The organism is Streptomyces sp. NPDC002795 (genome assembly GCF_042888725.1).
GTDB lineage: Bacteria > Actinomycetota > Actinomycetes > Streptomycetales > Streptomycetaceae > Streptomyces.
This window is the reverse complement of record NZ_JBIAQB010000001.1, coordinates 496,691-512,251: the sequence shown is the minus strand read 5'-3', so window position 1 is coordinate 512,251 and position 15,561 is coordinate 496,691. Positions and strand designations below refer to the sequence as shown.

The 15,561-nt window shown below is 71.1% G+C and carries 16 protein-coding genes; 12 read left to right on the top strand and 4 right to left on the bottom strand.

What is annotated here, in order from left to right:
• Positions 1–26: 26 nt before the first annotated feature.
• Positions 27–941 (top strand): collagen binding domain-containing protein, encoded by a 915-nt coding sequence (locus tag ACFYWS_RS02225; protein ID WP_389269455.1) that lies wholly within the window; start codon positions 27–29, stop codon positions 939–941.
• Positions 942–1,076: 135 nt separating this feature from the next.
• A complete protein-coding gene (locus tag ACFYWS_RS02220; protein ID WP_389268558.1) occupies positions 1,077–2,306 on the top strand; it encodes an MFS transporter in 1,230 nt (409 codons plus the stop codon).
• Positions 2,307–2,346: 40 nt separating this feature from the next.
• Here ACFYWS_RS02220 and ACFYWS_RS02215 read toward each other — a convergent pair whose 3' ends face one another.
• Together ACFYWS_RS02215 and ACFYWS_RS02210 are read right to left on the bottom strand one after the other, a co-directional pair.
• Positions 2,347–3,276: an aldo/keto reductase family oxidoreductase gene (locus tag ACFYWS_RS02215; RefSeq protein WP_389268556.1), complete on the bottom strand. Its 930-nt coding sequence runs from the start codon at positions 3,274–3,276 to the stop codon at positions 2,347–2,349.
• Positions 3,277–3,298: 22 nt separating this feature from the next.
• Entirely contained in the window at positions 3,299–3,808 is a 510-nt protein-coding gene (locus tag ACFYWS_RS02210; protein ID WP_389268554.1) for a cupin domain-containing protein, read from the bottom strand.
• A gap of 138 nt (positions 3,809–3,946) precedes the next feature.
• Here ACFYWS_RS02210 and ACFYWS_RS02205 point away from each other — a divergent pair, with 138 nt between their 5' ends.
• The 10 genes from ACFYWS_RS02205 to ssuE all read left to right on the top strand — a co-directional run bounded on the left by ACFYWS_RS02205 (position 3,947) and on the right by ssuE (position 13,736).
• A complete protein-coding gene (locus ACFYWS_RS02205) occupies positions 3,947–4,387 on the top strand; it encodes an RrF2 family transcriptional regulator (RefSeq protein WP_389268552.1) in 441 nt (146 codons plus the stop codon).
• Positions 4,384–5,307 carry a DsbA family protein gene (locus tag ACFYWS_RS02200; RefSeq protein WP_389268550.1) on the top strand — a complete coding sequence of 308 codons (924 nt, stop codon included), beginning with the start codon at positions 4,384–4,386 and terminating at the stop codon, positions 5,305–5,307. Before ACFYWS_RS02205 ends, ACFYWS_RS02200 begins: the two co-directional genes overlap by 4 nt.
• Positions 5,308–5,749: 442 nt before the next feature.
• Positions 5,750–7,285 (top strand): ABC transporter substrate-binding protein, encoded by a 1,536-nt coding sequence (locus ACFYWS_RS02195; RefSeq protein WP_389268548.1) that lies wholly within the window; start codon positions 5,750–5,752, stop codon positions 7,283–7,285.
• A 5-nt stretch (positions 7,286–7,290) separates the two neighbouring features.
• Positions 7,291–8,316 (top strand): ABC transporter permease, encoded by a 1,026-nt coding sequence (locus ACFYWS_RS02190; protein ID WP_389268546.1) that lies wholly within the window; start codon positions 7,291–7,293, stop codon positions 8,314–8,316.
• A gap of 6 nt (positions 8,317–8,322) precedes the next feature.
• Positions 8,323–9,204, top strand: coding sequence for an ABC transporter permease (locus ACFYWS_RS02185; RefSeq protein WP_389268544.1), 882 nt, complete (start codon positions 8,323–8,325; stop codon positions 9,202–9,204).
• The gene (locus ACFYWS_RS02180; RefSeq protein WP_389268542.1) at positions 9,201–10,091 is read left to right on the top strand and encodes an ABC transporter ATP-binding protein; all 891 of its coding nucleotides are present in this window, start codon (positions 9,201–9,203) and stop codon (positions 10,089–10,091) included. Before ACFYWS_RS02185 ends, ACFYWS_RS02180 begins: the two co-directional genes overlap by 4 nt.
• Positions 10,088–10,936, top strand: a complete 849-nt coding sequence (locus ACFYWS_RS02175) for an ABC transporter ATP-binding protein (protein ID WP_389268540.1) — start codon at positions 10,088–10,090, stop codon at positions 10,934–10,936. Before ACFYWS_RS02180 ends, ACFYWS_RS02175 begins: the two co-directional genes overlap by 4 nt.
• 36 nt (positions 10,937–10,972) lie before the next feature.
• Positions 10,973–12,334, top strand: coding sequence for an LLM class flavin-dependent oxidoreductase (locus ACFYWS_RS02170; protein WP_389268538.1), 1,362 nt, complete (start codon positions 10,973–10,975; stop codon positions 12,332–12,334).
• A complete protein-coding gene (locus ACFYWS_RS02165) occupies positions 12,331–13,107 on the top strand; it encodes an alpha/beta hydrolase (protein ID WP_389268536.1) in 777 nt (258 codons plus the stop codon). The genes ACFYWS_RS02170 and ACFYWS_RS02165 overlap by 4 nt, the downstream gene beginning before the upstream one ends.
• Positions 13,108–13,178: 71 nt before the next feature.
• Positions 13,179–13,736, top strand: coding sequence for an NADPH-dependent FMN reductase (gene ssuE / locus ACFYWS_RS02160; protein ID WP_389268534.1), 558 nt, complete (start codon positions 13,179–13,181; stop codon positions 13,734–13,736).
• A 5-nt stretch (positions 13,737–13,741) separates the two neighbouring features.
• Here ssuE and ACFYWS_RS02155 read toward each other — a convergent pair whose 3' ends face one another.
• Together ACFYWS_RS02155 and ACFYWS_RS02150 are read right to left on the bottom strand one after the other, a co-directional pair.
• Entirely contained in the window at positions 13,742–14,581 is an 840-nt protein-coding gene (locus tag ACFYWS_RS02155) for an ABC transporter permease (protein WP_389269453.1), read from the bottom strand.
• A gap of 11 nt (positions 14,582–14,592) precedes the next feature.
• Positions 14,593–15,534: an ABC transporter ATP-binding protein gene (locus tag ACFYWS_RS02150; protein WP_389268532.1), complete on the bottom strand. Its 942-nt coding sequence runs from the start codon at positions 15,532–15,534 to the stop codon at positions 14,593–14,595.
• Positions 15,535–15,561: the final 27 nt, after the last annotated feature.

Below are 15,561 nucleotides of genomic sequence, written 5' to 3'. Positions count from 1 at the left end.
CCCGCTCGGCGCGGCCCGCCGACGCGGTGCCCGACGGCGCGCTGCCCCACCCGACCGAGCCGGAGCGCGAACTCGTGACGGCCTCGGTCCTCGCTCAGGGCGCCGCACCGTCGCAGAAGCACCTGACGACGGCGTCGGCCGCCGAACTCGGCGGCAGCGGGCGCTCGTTCACCCCGACCGGCAACGGCATCCTCGGCACCGTCCGTACCGGCGGCGGCGAGGCCGTGCCCCGCGCCGCGATCACACTGATCTCGACCGGCGGCCGGCAGATCAGCCGCTCCGTCACCGACCCCGCAGGCGCCTACAGCCTCGACGTACCCGGCGCGGGCACCTACGTGCTGATCGTCGCGGCCGACGGCCACCAGCCGCAGGCCTCGACGGTCACCGTGGACGGCGAACTCCTCTCCCACGACATCCTGCTCACCGGCACCGGCGGACTCGCGGGACTGGTGCGCGAGTCCGGCGGCCGCCCGGTGCCCGAGGCACTGGTCGTCGTGACGGACGTCCGCGGCGAGGTCGTGGCCACCGCGCGCACCGGACTGCACGGCGACTTCGCCTGCGGCGGCCTGGTGAACGGCATGTTCACGCTCGCCGTCAACGCGCCGGGCTTCAGGCCCACGGCGCAGCAGGTGGAGACCGGCGCGCAAGGCGTGACCCAGGTCGAGATCGTGCTCGGCGCCGGCAAGCGGGTGCAGGGCGTGGTCCGGGCAGGCACGGAGGACGGCCCGTTGGCCGACGCGCGCGTCACGTTGGTGGACGCGGCGGGCAATGTGATCGCCACGACCACGACCGGCTCGGACGGCGCGTACGCCTTCACCGACCTGGACGCGGGCGACTACTCGGTCATCGCCACCGGCTACCCGCCGGCCGCGCAGACGCTGCGGGTGGGCGACGCGGAGCCGGGCGATCTCGACATCAGGCTGACGCACCCGGAGGCGTAACCCACCTCCAAGGGCTGCCCAGGGGCGGCACCCGCCATGGACGGCGGGTGCCGCCCCTACTGATGCGCTCCCCGGATGTGGGAGCGTGACGATGATCCTTTACTCGATCTCCACGCAAGAGAGAGCGCGCTACCGATGGACCTGGACACCCGCCGCAGACGGACGGCACTGTTTCTCTTCTTCCTGATACCCGGCCTGTCGATGTCGTCATGGGTGACACGCACACCCGACGTACGCGACCAACTGGACGCGTCGACCGCGCAGATGGGGCTCATCCTCTTCGGGCTCTCGGTCGGCTCGATGATCGGCATCCTGTGCTCCGGCACCCTCGTCAGCCGGTACGGCTCGCGGCCCGTCATGGCCGTGGGGACCGTGCTGATCACCTTCAGCATGGCGGTCATCGGCCTCGGCGCGATGGCGTCCTCCGCGCCCCTCGTCACCACCGGACTGCTGCTCTTCGGCGCCGGAATGGGCGGGGGAGAGGTCGCCATCAACATCGACGGCGCCGAGGTGGAACGGATCACCGCGCGCACGATCCTGCCGACGCTCCACGGCTTCTTCAGCCTGGGGACCGTCGTGGGAGCGGCCATCGGCATCCTGTGCACGGCAGTCGAGGTGCCGGTGCAGTGGCACTTGATCGCCGTCGCCGTGGTCACCACCGCCATGTTCGGCTACGCGATCCGGGCCGTCCCCTCCGGCGTCGGAAAGGCAACCAGCGGCTCAACGGCGGAGGGCTCCGCGGACGGCGCGTCCAAGGCGAAGGTGTGGCGGGACCGGCAGTTGCTGCTCCTCGGCGGCATCATCCTCGCGATGGCCCTCGCCGAAGGCGCCGCGAACGACTGGCTGCCGCTGCTCATGGTCGACGGCCACGACATGGACCCCGCGGTCGGCTCGGCCGTCTACACCGGATTCGCCGCCGCGATGACCATCGGCCGGTTCGTCGGCGGGTACTTCATCGGACGGCTCGGCCGCAAGCCCGTCGTGCGAGCCAGCGCCGTGTCGGCGACGCTCGGCATCGCCCTGGTCGTCTTCTCCGACTCCGCGGCCCTCGCCAGCGCGGCCGTGCTGTTCTGGGGGCTCGGCGCCTCGCTCGGCTTCCCCGTCGCGCTCTCGGCGGCCGGCGACTCGGGTGAGAACCCGGCGGCGCGGGTGAGCCTGGTGGCGATGCTCGGCTACGTCGCGTTCCTCGTCGGCCCGCCGTGCCTCGGCTTCCTCGGCGACCACTACGGACTGCGGACGGCCATGCTGGTCGTGCTCGCGTTCACCACGGTGGCCGTCTTCCTCGCTCCGGCCGTAGGGGCACGCTCCTCGGCGACGGTGGCCGCACAGCCCGAAGGGGAGCGGCCGCGGCAGCACTGCGAGTGACCGCCGTGGGCCCCGCCCTTGGCGGCGGGGCCCGTGACGGCTACGGCAGCGTGTGACCCGCCGCGCGGAACAGGCGGTACCACTCCTCGCGGGTCAGCGGGATCTCCGAGCCCGCCGCGGACTCGGCGACCCGCCCCGGGTTGGTGGTGCCGAGCACGACCTGCATGTCGGCCGGGTGCCGGGTGATCCAGGCGACCGCGATGCCGGTCGGTGTCACCTCGTACTTCGCGGCCAGCTCGTCGAGCGCGGTGTTGAGCTCCGCGTAGTTCTCACGGTCGCCGATGAAGACACCGTCGAAGAAGCCCTTCTGGAACGGCGACCACGCCTGCAGGGTCATCTTGTGCAGGCGCGAGTAGTCGAGCAGCCCGTTGTCGCGGCTCACCGACTGGTCGAGCCCGGCCATGTTGGCGGCGACACCGGAGGCGATCAACGGGGCGTGCGTGATGCTCAGTTGCACCTGGTTGGCGACGAGCGGCTGACGCACCGATGCCTTCAGCAGCTCCACCTGGCCGGGCGTGTGGTTGGAGACGCCGAAGTTCACGACCTTGCCCGCAGTGTGCAGCTCGTCGAAGGCCGCCGCGACCTCCTCCGGCTCGACGAGGGTGTCGGGACGGTGCAGGAGGAGCATGTCGAGGTAGTCGGTGCGCAGCGCCGCGAGTGACTCGTCGACGGTGGCCACGATGTGCTCGTGCGAGAAGTCGAAGAAGCCGGGCCGGATGCCGACCTTGCTCTGGATGACGATCGACTCGCGCTCCGCGGCGCCCAGCGTGACCGCCTGCCCGAAGCGCTCCTCGCAGGCGTGCCGTGTCGGACCGTAGATGTCGGCGTGGTCGAAGCTGTTGATCCCGGCGTCACGGGCGCTGTCGTAGAGCGCACGGACGTCCTTGTCGCCGAGCTCGGCGATGCGCATCAGGCCGAGCACGACGTTGGAGGACGGCGCCTTGGCCCCGGGGAAGGAGATCGATTTCATGGGGCCATCCTCGCAGAGCCGGCTACGCGTCGTCCGGATCCGAAAGCGCGTACAGCTTCGGCAGGTTGACCACGATGGCCTCCTGCGTACTGCGGGCGATGACGACCACCGCCTCGTCCGAGGGGTCCGGGTTCTCCTCGCGGTGCGGAACGTAGGGCGGGACGAAGATGTAGTCGCCGGGTGAGGTGCGCAGCCTGACCTCCTCCTCGCGCGTGCCCGAGTCGTCGAGGAACACGAACTCCGGGTGCCCGCTCACCACGTAGATCGCGGTCTCGGACTCGCCGTGGTGGTGATCGGAGGACGCGGTCGACGGCGCGACATGGGTCTGGCCCATCCACAGCTTCTCCGACCCCACCGTGTTCCCGCTCACCGCGGCGAAGCGCCGCATGCCGCCGCTCTGTGCGGTGTCACCGTCCAAGGCGTCGGCGCGGATGTGGTGCAGCCGCGAACGCAGGGGAACGGACGGGGAGTTCGGGGTGTCGTGGAGATGGGGGTGGAAGCCCTCACCGGGTGTCGTCAACGGCTCGGTCATGGTGGCGACGCTAGAGCGGAGACAGAAAAGATGTCAAGAGGTGTCCATTGGCTCTCACCTGCGGCAATGTTCCCGCAATGTTCGGAGAGAGGGGTACGCGGACCTTGCCCCGCCGATGTCTTCGGGCATCATGTGGCCATGCATATCTCCGCGAAGGCGGACTACGCCACGCGCGCGCTCCTGGAGCTTGCCCGCGCCCCCGAACAGCCGCTCACCTGCGAGGCCATCGCCGACGCCCAGGGGATCCCGTTCCGGTTCCTCAAATCGGTGGTGGGCGAGCTGCGCAGGGCCGGGCTCGTGCGCAGCCAGCGCGGCTGCGTGGGCGGGTACTGGCTCGGTGTGCCGGCCGACGCCATCACGCTGCTCGACGTCACCCGCGCCGTCGACGGCGAGCTGATCACCCTGCGCGGCGAACCACTGTCCGGGCTCGGCTACGCCGGCGCGGCGCGCGGGTTGCCGGAGGTGTGGCGGCGGATCGAGGCGGACGCCGCCGCCGTGCTCGGCGGGGTGACCGTGGCGGCGCTCCTGGCCGAGGCTGAAGGCGGGGCGGAGCCCGTCGCCGCGCAGGGCGCCGCGTGAGCGGCGATCCGGCGGCTCCGCGGCTCGAAGTCGTCGAGTACACCGACCCGTTGTGCCCCTGGGCCTGGGGATCGGAGCCGACCTTCCGCCGGCTGCGGCAGGCGCTGGAGGGGCGGGCCCGCTGGCGCCGCGTGTACTGCGTCCTCTTCGACGACGACGATGACCCGGCCCCCGACCCGGCCGCGGAGACCGCCTGGTACGCGCGCTACATCGAGGAGATCGGCGTGCACACCCGGGCCCCGTACGCCGCCCGGCTGAGCCGGGTCGCGGCGAGCTCCTGGCCCGCGTCCCTGGTGGCGAAGGCGGCGGAGGCCCAGGGGGAGGAGGTCGCCGCGCGGGCGCTGCGCCGCTTGCGCGAGACGGTGTTCGTCCTGGGGGAGCCCGCCGACACACTCGACCTCGCCCTGAGCGCCGTACGTGACATCCCCGGGCTCGACCTCGTCCGGCTGTACGGTGACGCCTTGTCAGGAACCGTACGGGAGAAGGTCCTTGCGGACCGCGCCGAGGCCCGGCGGCCGGTGGCCGAGGTGCTTGCGCCGCCGTCCGGTGACTCGCCGCATCCCGGTGCGGCCAAGGAGACGGACGACGGGACGGGGTTGCGGTACGCCCTGCCCACCGTGCTGTTGCGAGGGGAGGTAGGGCATCGGGCGGTGCCGGGATGGCGGCCGTATCACGAGTACCTCGCGGCCGTGGAGGAGTTGAGCCCCGGCCTCACGGAGCCGGTGCGGCCGCTGCCCGCCGGTGAGGCGCTGCGCCGCCACCGCACCCTGACCGAACCCGAGCGGACGGCCCTGGCCTGCGGGCCGTGGCCGCCCCCGGACGCGGTCCGTGCGGACACCGCGAACGGGCCGCTGTGGCTCTGTCCCGGCGAGGCCGAGGTGCATCCGGCGACGCGGGCCGCGACAACTCCGGTTCGCTGACACCGCGTTGACCAGCGACATCGAGGTGTCCCGCGTGATGAGACACCAATTGGTGTCCATTGACAGCCGGGGGCCGGGCAGGTCAGGATGTGCAGCATGCTGACGACGCACCCCGGCGTGGTGTGCCGCTACGTGGACCTGCGGCGCACGTGTAGCGCACTCTGTCGCTGAACACCTTCCTCTCCACGTAGCTCCCCGCGTGCCTGAACCTTCTCCCCGGATCTCCCCGGGAGCCCAGGACGTCCCGGACGCTGCTTCCTGACGGCCGGCTCATCGAGCCCCTCTTCCGTCATGCCTTCCTTCACCGCGTTCCGCCCTGCCCACCGGTGTGCCCACACGCATTCCGCGGGGTGGTGGCCGCGCGTGCCTTGTCCTTCGCTCCTTCGCGCTGCCCTCGATGCGCGGGAGCCGTCGCAGAGAGACACTCATGCCCGGACGCCCCATGCCCAGAACGCGCCGACGACACCTGAAGGCCGCCGCCCCGGCCGCCGGGGCCGCCCTCCTCCTCGTCTCCACCCTCAGCGGATGCGGTGGCGACGGCGCCTCGGCGGCAGCCGGGGGCTCCACCTTGAAGTGGACGTCCACCTACTTCCCGACCCACTGGGACCCGGTGGTCGGCGGCAGCGGCGCCCAGTTCCGTGAACTCTCCATGGTCTACGCCTCGTTGACCCGCACCGACGAGAAGGGCGACGCCGTCCCCGACCTCGCCAAGAGCTGGGACTACAACAAGCGCGGCGACCAGATCACCTTCCACCTGCGCCCGGGACAGAAGTTCAGCGACGGCGAACCCGTCGACGGGGCCGCGGTCAAGGCCGCGATCGAGCGGGCCAAGAAGCAGAAGAACTCCGCGCTGTTCGGTGACCTCACATCGATCGAATCGGTGCGGGCGAAGGGGCTCGACGCGATCGTCGACCTCACACAAGTCGACTACCAGATACCGCAGTTGCTCGGACAGCGCGTCCTCCAGATAGCCAGCCCCAAGGCGGCCGGGTCGCCCGGGAAGCTCGACCAGCGGCCCGTCGGCGCCGGACCGTTCACCGTCACCCAGCTCATCCCCGGCACCAAGGCCGTCCTGAAGAAGAACCCGACGTACTGGGACGCCAAGAACATCCACATCGACCAGGTCGAACTGACCTCGGCGCCCGACACCTCCACCGTCGTCTCCGGCCTGCAGACCGGCGTCTACAACTTCGCCGACATCGAACCCAGCCAGGCCGACGCCGCAAAGAAGGCCGGACTCGACGTCTTCGTACAGCCCGGCTTCAACGCCTCCAACATCAGCCTCAACGTCAACAAGAAGCCGTTCGACAACGACAAGGTCGTCGACGCGGTCCGCCACGCGGTCGACCGCAAGGAGTTCGTGGACAAGCTGACCTTCGGCTACGGGGAGGAGACCGACCAGCCGTTCCCCAAGGGATACACGGCCTATGACCCCACGTCGGCCGACGCCTACCCGTACGACCCGGCGAAGTCGAAGAAGCTGCTCGCCCAGGCCGGCTACGAAGCAGGTGACATCAAGCTCGACCTCGTCATCCCGGAGGAACAGCCCGAGGCAGAGATCGTCCAGTCGCAGCTCGCGAAGGTCGGCATCAGGGTCGACATCAAGATTGACAAGAACTGGGCGACACCGTTCTTCGCCAAGGACCTGACGTTCTCCCTGTACTCGACGACCGGACGCGACTCCGCAGCGCAGACCCTCACCGCGCACTTCGGCCCCGACGGACCGCTCAACCTCAGCACCCCGTACGAGCCGAAGGGCTTCGCGGACGCCATCGCGAAGGTCCGCGAGACCCGCATCGACGACCCGGACTACCCGAAGGTCCTGCGGGCCGCGACCCGCGCAGGGCTGCACAGCAAGGCGCTCGTCTTCACGTACTCGCAGCCGAACCTCATCGCCAAGAGCAAGACGGTCTCCGGCCTCCCGAAGAACCCGGCCCACATCGACTGGACCGGCGTCACCATCAAGCCCGGGGCGTGAGCGGCATGCCTGACACGCGCAAAGAAGCTCACCCGCGCAAAGAAGCCCACACGCACAAGAGGACCGCGCACATCCTGGGCCGCGTCCTGGCCACCGTCGGACGCTCCGTGGCGATCTTCATCCCGGTCTTCGTGGTGGCGACGTTCGTGACGTTCGCGCTGCGTCAGATGAGCGGACTCAGCCCGGCCCGCATCCAGTTGGGGGAGAAGGCGACCCCGGAGGCCATCGCACGCGTCGAGGCCCAGTGGGGACTCGACCGGCCCTTCCTCGCCCAGTACGGCGACTGGTTCAACGGCATCCTGCACGGACAGTTGGGCACCAGCTGGACCAACGGCTCCGACATCTCCACCCTCATCGGGACCGGCCTCGGCGTGAGCCTGTCCGTGGCGGGCGCCGCGCTCGTCATCGGCGTGGTCCTCGGCTTCCTCCTCGGCACGGTGGCCGCGCTGCGCCGCACCACCTGGATCGACCGGGCGGTCACCGGCTTCGTCACCGTGATCTCGGTGATGCCGGCGTTCGTCGTCGGCATCGTCCTGGTCACCGTGTTCGCTGTCGGCCTCGGCTGGTTCCCTTCCGCCGGATACGTACCGCCGGCGCAGGGATTCGGACCGTGGTCCCTGCACATCCTGCTGCCCGCCCTCGCGCTCAGCTGCGACGTCGTCGCCGACGTGGCCCGCCAACTGCGCACCAGCCTGATCGCCGCCGCCCGCGAGAACTACGTCACCGGGGCCGTGGTCCGGGGCCTGAGCCCCCGGCGGATCTTCCTCGGACACGTCCTGCGCAACGCCCTCGGCCCGACGCTCGCGACGCTCGGCCTGAAGTTCCCCGCCCTCGTGGGCGCCTCGGTCGTCACCGAATGGATCTTCGGCCTCCAGGGTTTCGGCCGGTTCGCCAACGACGCCGCGCAGGCCGGCGACGTACCCGCCGTACAAGGAGTGCTCGTGGTGTCGATCGTCCTCGTCGTCGGCTTCAACCTGATCGTCAACCTGGTCCTGGCGCGCGTGACGCCGGCCGCCCAGCGGGGGGTGTGACCGTCCATGACCCGCCGCGTACTCGCCCTCACCACGGGCCGCACCGCCGTCGTCATCCTCGCCGTCGTCGCCCTGCTGGCGGTGTTCGGCCCGCTGCTCGCCCCGCGGAGCCCCCTCGCGACGAGCGGTGACACCCTCGCCGCCGCCTCGGGGGAGCACTGGCTGGGCACCGACTACCTCGGCCGCGACGTACTCAGCCGACTCCTCGACGGATCCCGTGTCAGCGTCCTCGGCTCGCTCGAAGTCGCCCTGACCGCACTGGTCGTGGGGTCGATACCCGGCATCCTGTCGGTGTACCTCGGCCGGGTCTTCGAGTGGCTGACGCTGCGCCTCGCCGACACCCTCGTCGCGCTGCCGTTCCTGCTCTTCGCTGTCGCGGTGATCGCACTGCTCGGCAACGGCATCACCCAGGCGATGCTCGTGACCGGTGTGCTGGTGTCTCCGCTGTTCTACCGGGTGTCCCGCGCCGCTACGCTGGCGGTGGCCCGATCCCCGTACGTAGAAGCCGCGTTGATCTCCGGGGCCTCTATCGGCTGGATCGTGCGACGCCATGTCTGGGCGAAGGTGCTGCCGCCGCTCGCGGTCGCCCTCGCGCAGACCATCGGCACCGGCTTCGTGATCGTGTCCAGCCTGACGTTCCTCGGCATCGGCGTCCAGCCGCCCGAACCCACCTGGGGCGGGCTGCTCGCCTCCGACCTCGGCTACCTCGGCCAGCAGCCCTGGGCGCCGCTCCCGCCCGCCCTCCTGATCATGGCGACCGTCTGGGCCGCGAACCTGCTCGCCGACGCGATCCGCGACGTGTCCGGCACGACCGCGAGCGGCCCGGCCCCCGCCGGCGCCGGCCGGAACCGCCTCGACGAGACCGCCCCCGCCGGAGGTACGACATGACCACAGCGCCCACCGCTCTCGCCCGCGAGCAGCACCACGACGACGACATCCGGGCCGAACCCGTGCTGTCCCTGCGTGACGTACACATCGCCGACACTGCCACCGGCCGGGAGATCGTGCACGGCGTCAGCTTCGACCTCAGGCCCGGCACGACGATCGGCGTCGTCGGCGAGTCCGGCAGCGGAAAGACCCTCACCTGCCGGGCGGCGCTCGGCATCCTGCCACCGAACGTCGAGATCACCGGCGGCCACGTCGCACTCGACGGCACCGACACCGCCACCCTGACCCCGAAACAGTGGACCCGGCTGCGCGGCACCACCATCGCCGCCGTCTTCCAGGACCCGGCCTCCTACCTCAATCCCTCGATCCGCGTCGGCGCACAGCTCGCCGAGGTGCTCCGCGTGAAGAAGGGCCTGAACAGGCGCGAGGCACGGGCGAAGGCGACCGAGCTGCTCCGCACCGTGCACCTGCGCGACCCCGAACTCAGCTACGACCAGTACCCCCACGAACTCTCCGGCGGCATGCTCCAACGCGTCCTGATCGCCACCGCCATCGCCGCGGAGCCCCGCGTCCTCATCGCCGACGAGGCCACGACAGCGCTCGACGTCACGGTCCAGGCGGAGATCCTCGACCTCCTCGCTGACCTGCGCGACCGGGCGGGCCTGGCCCTCGTCGTCGTCTCCCACGACCTCGCCGTGGTGGCCCAGCTGTGCGACGAGGTGCTGGTCATGAAGGAGGGCACCGTCGTCGAACAGGGTCCGAAGAGCGAGGTGTTGCACGCCCCGCGGCACGAGTACACCCGGCTGCTCATCGCCGAACACGAGCTGTACGGCCTCGAACGGTTCCGCACGGCGACGTCGACCGCTTCCGCCAAGGGGGACGCATGAGTGACAACGACCGTACGCAGTCGGCGAGTTCGGTCCTCGACATCGCCTCGCTCGACGTCCACTACGGCCCCCGCAGGCGCCGCCGACAAGCCCTGCGCGGAGTCTCGCTCAACGTCGCGCCCGGCGAGACGCTCGGGCTCATCGGCGAGACAGGATCGGGAAAGTCCACGCTCGCCCGCGCCGTCCTCGGCCTCGTCCCCACCACATCCGGCACGATCACCGTCGGGGGAGAGGACGTCACCTCCCACAGCCGCCGCCAATGGCGCGGCCTGCGCCGCCGAGGCGTCATCCAGTACGTCTTCCAGGACCCGCTGCGCAGCCTCGACCCGGACCTGACCATCGAGGAGTCCCTCAGTGAGCCACTGCGGGTCGGCGGCGTGCCGCGCGCCGAGGCGGCCGAGCGGATCCGCGCGTACCTCGAACGGGTAAGGCTGAGCGAGGAGTTGCTGGGCCGACTGCCCGGCGAGCTCTCCGGCGGACAGCGCCAACGCGTCGCCGTGGCAAGGGCGTTGGTGACACACCCCCGCCTGGTCATCCTCGACGAACCAGTCAGCGCCCTCGACTCCGCCAACCGCGTCCAGATCCTGGAGATCCTCAAGGAACTGCGGGCGGACGGCACGGCGCTGGTGTTCATCTCCCACGACCTGGGCTCCGTCGCGGGCGCCGCCGACCGCGTCGCCGTCCTGTACCGCGGTGAACTCGTCGAGATCAGCGCGACGGACACCGTCGTCAACGAACCGCAACACCCCTACACGCGCCTCCTGCTCGGCTCCGCACCCACCCTGCACGGCGCCCCCGCCGACCGGGCCGAACGCGAGGCACTGCGCGCCCTTCTGCCCGCCTGAGCCACCCGTCGCCCGCCACCACAGAGAGGCACACCCATGCCCCGCAAGAAGATCCACCTCGCGCTGCACCCCTACGGCGTCGGCGGCCCCGGCCAGCACGGCCTGTGGAAGGACCCGCGCGTCGCCAACAACGCCAGCACCGACATCAACTACTACATACGACAGGCCCAGGCCGCCGAACACGCCCTGTTCGACGCCCTGTTCGTCGTCGACAGTCAGTTCATCAACGCCACCTACCCCTCCCACTACCTCAACCGGCTCGAACCCCTCACCCTGCTCTCCGCCGTGGCCACACACACCCGCCACCTCGGCCTCGTGGGCACGGCCAGCTCGACGTACAACTCGCCGTTCAACCTGGCCCGCCGCTTCGCGTCCCTCGACCACATCAGCGGCGGCCGGGCCGGCTGGAACGTCGTCACGAGCTTCGACACCGGCACCTCGCGCAACTACGGATTCGAGGAACACCTCGACTACACCACCCGCTACGGCAGGGCCCTCGAATGCGTCGAGGTCGCCCGCGGCCTGTGGGACTCGTACGAGGACGACGCCTTCCCCGCCGACGTCGAACGCAACGTGTTCCTCGACCCGGCCAAGCTGCACGAACTGAACCATGTGGGCGAGCACTTCAGGGTCGCGGGACCGCTCAACCTGTCGCGCTCCCCGCAGGGCCAGCCGGTCATCTTCCAGGCAGGTGTCTCCGAGGAAGGCCGCGACCTGGCCGCCCGCGTCGCCGAGGGTATCTACGCACCCGGCGGCTCCCTCCAGCAGGCCCAGGAGTACTACGCCGACATCAAGCGCCGCACCGCCGCCCACGGCCGCGACCCCGAACACATCAAGATCTTCATCCACGGCGGCCCGGTCGTCGCCGCCACCGACGAGGCCGCCCGCCGCCGCGAGCGCGAGATCTTCGAGGAGGACAACGAGTTCGACCGCCACCTCGCCCTGCTCGGCCGCTCCTTCGGCGCGTACGACTTCAGCGTCCACGACCTCGACGCCCCCTTCCCCGACGTCGCCCACCTCGCCGAGAAGGGCGGCAGGACAGGGGCGGCCAAAATCATCGAACGGGCACGGACCGAGAACCTCACCCTGCGCCAAGTCGCCCAGTCCCTGGCCGAGTTCCGCCGCTCGCCGTTCGTCGGAGCGCCTGAGACGGTCGCCGACAGGATCCAGGAGTGGTTCGACGCCGGCGCCTTCGACGGCATCAACCTCGCCTTCCGCACCGAGGAGGAACTGGAGCTCTTCGTCGACGGCGTCGTCCCGATCCTCCAGAAGCGCGACCTGTTCCGCACCGCGTACGAGGCCGACACCCTGCGCGGCCACCTCGGCCTGCCGATCCCGGCCAACCGCCACACCACCGAGACCGTCCCCGAGACCGCCCCCCTTGGAGCCCTGCGATGAGCAGCCAGTACACCGACCACCTCGCCCCCGAGGGCCTGCTCACCCGCGGCACCGTCATCGTGGTGCCCGGCCGCGGCGAGACACGTGCCGTGTACGAGCGGTTCGGCAGGCGCCTCGCCGCGGACGCCTACCGCGTACGGGTCGTGGACACCCCGGACCTGAGCGGCGACTCCCTCGACACTGCCCTCGACACCCTGGTCGAGCAGCTCGCCGAAGCGGCCGGAGGAACGGCTTCCGAGCCCGGGGGCACCGCGGTCGCCCCGCTGGTCCTGGTGGGCGCCGACAGCGGCGCCGCCGCGGTCGCCGCCCTCGTCGCGGACCCGGGACGAGCGCGCAGGCTGCGCGCGGACGCCGTGATCCTGGCGGGACTGCCGGGCCGGGCGGCCGCCACCACCGAGGCGTGGGACGAGGAACTCGACGTCCGCACCTCGTGCCCCACACACCGTGGCGTGCTCACGGACGACACCCTCGTACGCCGCGGGGAGCTCAACACACCTGTTCCGGAACCGGTGTTGGAGCTGGCCCACGGCAGCGCGGCGGACCTCCCGCAGCTGCTCCTGGTCGGCGACGCCGACCCGCTGGCGGACCGCGACGCCCTCGCGCTCACGGCCCAGAAGCTGGCGTCCGCCCGCCTGGCGGTGGTCCAAGGCGCCCACCACGACGTACTCAACGACAAGCAGCACCGCTCGGTGGCCGCGGAGGTGGTGGGTTTCCTCGAAGCGCTGCGCGAAGGCCTGACGCCCGCGGTCACGGTCGTGTCGAGCGCGTGGTGAACACCGCCGCCCAGCGGCGACCGTGACCACCCGCCCTCTCCCGCCCCTCACCTCTCACGAAAGGCCCCACCATGGCCACCATCCTTTCCGTGTCCGGCAGTCCCTCCGCCACGTCCCGCACCGCGCGACTCCTGGAACATCTCGACGAACGACTGCGCGGCCAGGGACACGACGTGACCTCGTTGCAGGTACGCACCCTGCCGGCCGACGCGCTGCTGGGCGCGGAGTTCGGGCACCCGGCCATCGTCGAGGCCGTCGCCCGGTTCCAGCGGGCGGACGGCATCGTCATCGGCACACCCGTCTACAAGGCCGCCTACTCGGGCCTGCTGAAGTCGCTCCTGGACCTGCTCCCGCAGTACGCCCTCGCCGGAAAGACCGTGCTGCCCCTGGCGACGGGCGGCACGACGGCCCACGTCCTGGCGCTCGACTACGCCCTGCGCCCCGTCCTGAACTCGATGGGCCCCCACCACATCCTCCCCGGCTGGTTCACCCTCGACCGGGACGTCACGGTCGGCGAGGACGGGGAACTGGTCGTCGCCGACGCGTCCGCCGAGGCACTCGCCGAGGTCACGGACCGCTTCTCCGCGGCGCTCGGCGGACGGACGGTGGCACTCGCTCAGGCGGGGTGACCGCTTCAGCTCTGCAGCGCCGCCTTGCGGTGCCGCTCCGTCAACCGGGACCCGGATTCGCGGCGGGCGGCGCGGCGCAGCAGGGGGATCGCGAGGAGGAAGCCGAGGACGGCCCAGGTGGTCAGGACCAGGGCGACCAGGGGAAGTTCCCAGGAACCCGCGGGCTCGGCGGCCCGTGCCGCATCCGGCAGCAGCGCCGAACGCAGGCCCTGCGCCATCCACTTGAGCGGGAAGACCGACGCCACCTGCTGCACCGGAACGGGCAGCACCGTGATCGGGAACACCGCCCCGGACGTGACAAGGAGTCCCATCACCGGCAGCATGATCAGGGCCAGTGCCTCACGCGGATTGGGCAGCACCGCGCCGATGGCGGCGCCGAGCGGCACGACGGCCAGCAGCCCCAGCGTCGTGACCCACACCAGCGTCAGCCAGCCGGCCGGCCCCTGCGGCACGGGACCGTCGGCCAGCAGCGCGGCGGCCGCCAGCAGCAGGGCAAGGGTGGCGACCGAAACGACCACGATCAGCAGGCACTTGGCGACCAGGTAGGCGGGAATCCCGCCTGGCGTGGCGCGCAGCCGCAGCAGGGCGCCCTCCTCCCGTTCGGTCACGAGGATCTGCGGGAGCGTGACAAGACCGACCTGGAAGAGGAGGTACGCGGCGAAGCCCGCCACCACCAGGTGGGCCATCGGTGTCCGCGTGCCCGGCACGTCACTGCTGATGTACCCGGCGATGAGCAGCGCGACGACCACGTTGGTCAGGTGGCCGGACATCTCCTTGCCGTTGCGCACGAGGTGCCGCAGCTCGATGCCGCCGCGCTGGATCCCGGCACGCCAGCCGTTCGTCATGGGTGTCGTCCTCATGCGACCCGTGCCTCCTCGTCCTTGCCCTTGTCCGTGTCATCCTCCGACTCAGGGGTCATGTCCGTGCCGTCGGCCGCCAGGTTCACCATGTGCAGATACGTGTCCTCCAGCGTCGGCCGCAGGACCTCCAGGTCGGCGATCGGTCCCGGCGCCTGCCGGTGCAGATCCCAGACGAGCTGCGAGGGGTCCGCGGTGCGCTCGCGGCGGGGCGTCCCGTCCTCGGACGTCCAGCGGACCTCGGCGCGTGCGGCGGCCCGCCGGGCCAGTTCCGCGGGTGTGCCGCAGGCCCGGATCCGGCCGCCGACCAGCATGGCGATCCGGTCGGCGAGCCGCTCTGCCTCCACCAGGTCGTGGGTCGTGAGCAGGATGGTGACACCGTCGTCCCTGGCCAGACGCTCGACCAGGGCGTGGAACTCGTACCGCGCCTCCGGGTCGAAACCGGTGGTCGGCTCGTCCAGGAAGAGGAGTTCGGGGCGGCCGACGATGCCGAGCGCCACGTCGAGGCGCCGTCGCTGTCCGCCCGAAAGACGGGCCACCTGCCGGTCGGCCTGGTCGGTGAGTCCCACGAGGGCCAGCAGCTCGGCCGGGTCGCGCGGGTCGGGGTAGTACGTGGCGAAGTGGTTCAGCAGCTCGCCGACCCGCCAGCGTCCGTGATCGCGCCAGGACTGCAGGACGAGGCCGATCCGCGCGCGCCACGCGTCGTCGCCCCGCTCCGGGTCCGTGTCGAGCACGCTCACTTCCCCCGCGGAACGGCGCCGGAAGCCCTCCAGGATCTCGACGGTGGTCGTCTTCCCCGCCCCGTTGGGGCCGAGCAGCGCGAAGACCTCGCCGCGGTGGATGTCGAGGTCCACGCCGTGCAGGACGTCGATGTCGCCGTACGTCATCGTGATGTCGCGGGCGTGGACGACGGGTCGTCCGGATGTGTGCCCTGCCGTCATTGCCGCGCCCCCTGTGTGCTCCGCTGT